Source organism: Micromonospora sp. URMC 107, assembly GCF_051386315.1.
Lineage (GTDB): Bacteria > Actinomycetota > Actinomycetes > Mycobacteriales > Micromonosporaceae > Micromonospora.
Genome location: NZ_JBPQTK010000284.1, coordinates 1 through 794, shown reverse-complemented (window position 1 = coordinate 794; position 794 = coordinate 1). Strand labels below are relative to the sequence as shown.

General features: G+C 76.3%; 1 protein-coding gene. It reads right to left on the bottom strand.

The window, feature by feature from the left end; translation table 11 throughout:
* The coding region (locus tag ACSNN9_RS28520; protein ID WP_436676397.1) for an SDR family NAD(P)-dependent oxidoreductase at positions 1 to 636 on the bottom strand (636 nt) is incomplete at its 3' end.
* Between the last annotated feature and the right edge of the window lie 158 nt (positions 637 to 794).

Here is a 794-nt window from a genome sequence, read left to right as displayed (position 1 = left end):
CGCCTTGGCCGCCGCGTAGGCCGCCTCGGTGGGCAGCGCGTTGACCGGCCCGGCGGTGGCCGCCAGGTTGACGATCCGGCCCCAGCCCCGCTCCGCCATGCCGCCGATGAAGGCGCGGCTGCACAGGAACGCCGTGGTGAGGTTGCGGTCGATCTCGCCGCGCCACTCGTCGTAGCTGAGCTGGGCGACCGGGCGCAGCACCTCGGGGCTGGCCCGGCTGGCCAGGCCGGCGTTGTTGACCAGCACCTCCACGTCCCCGAGCTGCTCGGCGACCGCGTCGGCGAGCGCGCCCACCTCCGACTCGTCGGTGAGGTCGGCGACGAAGCCGGTCACGCCCAGCTCACTGGCCCGTTCGTGGATGCGTCGGGTGGTGGAGACGATGGCCACCCGGGCGCCGAGGTCGGTCAGCCGGCGGGCCGTCGCGTACCCGATGCCGTCGGGGCTGCCCGCCCCGGTGACCAGGGCGACCTTCCCGTCGAGCCGCATGGTCACCGGGTCCGGCAGCGGCGCGGGCTCGTCGGTGCCGGCGGTGCCCGGTGGGGCGGCGGCGCGGGTGCGCCGGGCCACGCCGGGGCGGCTCGCGTCCCGTCTCGGTCGGCTGCCGGAGCGGTCCGCGGCTCGCGCGTCAATCACCATGCCAGGATCCTGCCCGCTTCCCCGGGCGCGGGCAACGCGGCACACCCGGTGGCGGCGCCCCGGGCTCTGGGCAGGGCTGACTACCCTGACGGGCGCACCCCGACCCTACGGAGCAGACGAATGACATATCCCCCGCCCTCCGGCGGCTGGAACGACCC